The organism is Micromonospora sp., assembly GCF_048594385.1.
Taxonomy (GTDB): Bacteria; Actinomycetota; Actinomycetes; order Mycobacteriales; family Micromonosporaceae; genus Micromonospora; species Micromonospora wenchangensis.
The window spans coordinates 1-1,959 of the sequence record NZ_JBMDWU010000019.1 but is presented as its reverse complement, the minus strand read 5'-3'; the positions used below and the strand labels follow the sequence as shown (position 1 = coordinate 1,959).

The 1,959-nt window shown below is 68.9% G+C and carries 2 protein-coding genes; both read right to left on the bottom strand.

The window, feature by feature from the left end; genetic code table 11:
* Window positions 1-223 precede the first annotated feature (223 nt).
* Window positions 224-1,237: an IS30 family transposase gene (locus tag ACOJTC_RS00950; RefSeq protein ID WP_420115369.1), complete on the bottom strand. Its 1,014-nt coding sequence runs from the start codon at window positions 1,235-1,237 to the stop codon at window positions 224-226.
* 242 nt (window positions 1,238-1,479) lie between these two features.
* The coding region (locus ACOJTC_RS00945; RefSeq protein WP_420115368.1) for a phosphatase PAP2 family protein at window positions 1,480-1,959 on the bottom strand (480 nt) is incomplete at its 5' end.

Below are 1,959 nucleotides of genomic sequence, written 5' to 3'. Positions count from 1 at the left end.
GAGACGTCAACCGAAACGGCACAAAACTTCTACAACACCGGCGTGTCGGCTTGACGTACTACAACGGTGTCATTCGTCCGCCAGCCGGAGGGGATTCCGCTCAGCGGGCGCCCCGAGGCCGATAGTCCCTGACGTTCGGGCCCGCGACACGCCGTACGGCGCGCGCGAACGTCAGGGACTATCGGGCCCCGGCGGGGCAGTTTCACCGGGCGGGCTCGCAGGGTCATTGCAACAACAGACCGTTGATCAATTCTGAGGGTTTGGCGAAGTCGAGTCGTTTGCGGGGCCGGTTGTTGAACTGGTCCTGGACGAAGGCGAGGTCTTGTCTGCTGTGTACCGAGAGGTCGGTGCCTTTGGGGACGTACTGGCGCAGCAGGCCGTTGGTGTTCTCGTTGGTGGCGCGCTGCCAGGGCGAGTGGGGGTCGCAGAAGTAGACCTTCAGGCCGGTGACCTCGGCGATCTGGCGGTGCTTGGACAGTTCCTTGCCCTGGTCCCAGGTCAGGCTCTTGCGCAGCGTGGCCGGCAGCGCGGTCATCGCTTCGGTGATCGCGGCGCTGACCTGCTCCGCGCCGTGCCCCTCGGGCAGGTGCAGCAGCAGGGTGTAGCCGGTGACCCGTTCGACCAGCGTCCCGATCGCCGAGGCGTTGTTCTTGCCGGTGATCAGGTCGCCCTCCCAGTGACCCGGCACCCGACGCTCGGCGACCTCTTCCTCCCGCTCGACGATGTTGACCATCCCCGGGATCTGCCCGCGGCCGCTGGCCCGCGCGGCCCGCGCCTCGGTGCGGGTGACCCGACGGGCCCGCCCGCTGCGCAGGCACTTCTTCAGCTCATCACGCAGCGCGCCGCGGCCCTGGACGAACAGCTCGCGGTAGATCGTCTCGTGGTGCACCTGCATCTCCGGGTCCTCGGGGAACTCTCGACGCAACTCTCCCGCGATCTGCTCCGGCGACAACAACGCCACCAGACCCGCCTCCACCCGCCGGGCCAGCACCGGATGGGTCTCGAGCTTGGTCTGCTTCGGCCGCCGCGCGCGGTCCTCGGCCCGCAGCTGGGCCAGGTCGGCGCGATAGGCGGCTCGTCCGGCCCGCCCGCCGACCTCGCGGCTGACCGACGACGGCGCCTTCCCGATCACAGCGGCGATGACGGTGAAGCTCAGCCCCGCTCGACAACCGTTCTCAATCGACTCCCGATCCGCCAAGGACAGCCGGAACCCACTTCCCTCGGCGCGTCGTTCCATCACCCCGCCAGCGTTGATGATCCACCGACGACCAGCCGAGTCCGACGCGCCGACCGCCACCGCCGCGTCCGACGGCCTCGCCCCAGCCCGCACCGCCGCCCAGAACCCCCGACGAACCTCCCGCGACACCCTCACACCGTGCGGCACCCACAACCCCTCTCACCCAGGTTGCGATGACCCCACGAATCCGCCCCGGCCGGCCGGTGAAACTGCACCCGGGAGTACGGAACTGCCGCCGGCGCTCAGTCGCGCAGGACCGGCACCGCCGAGGTGGTCGTCGTCGGGTGGGAGCGCAGCCCCCCGCGTTCGAACTTCTGCCCGCTCGCCAGCCCGCCGACGTAGAAGCTGACCAGCGCGATCAGCACGCCGGCCACGTCGTCGGCGATGTAGTGCCATCCGAAGTACAGCGTGGCGATCACGGTGATCACGAAGTTCGCCCAGACCGCGATGCGCAGCCACTTGTTCTGGATCGTGTACTGCACCATCAGCGCGACCAGCATGGTGATCGCGGTGTGCAGGCTGGCGAAGCCGGCCACCGACTGCACGGCGTTGGACAGGGTGCCGGCGACGACCTGGTCACGGGTGAAGTCGAGGGAGTCCATCAGCTGCCGCGACGGCGTGTCCGGCAGGTCGGTGTAGAGCTGGACGTAGCGGAAGCCGGGGCCGAGGGTGGGCAGGGCGTAGTAGGAGATCGTGCCGAGCGTCCAGGCGATGCACTGCGA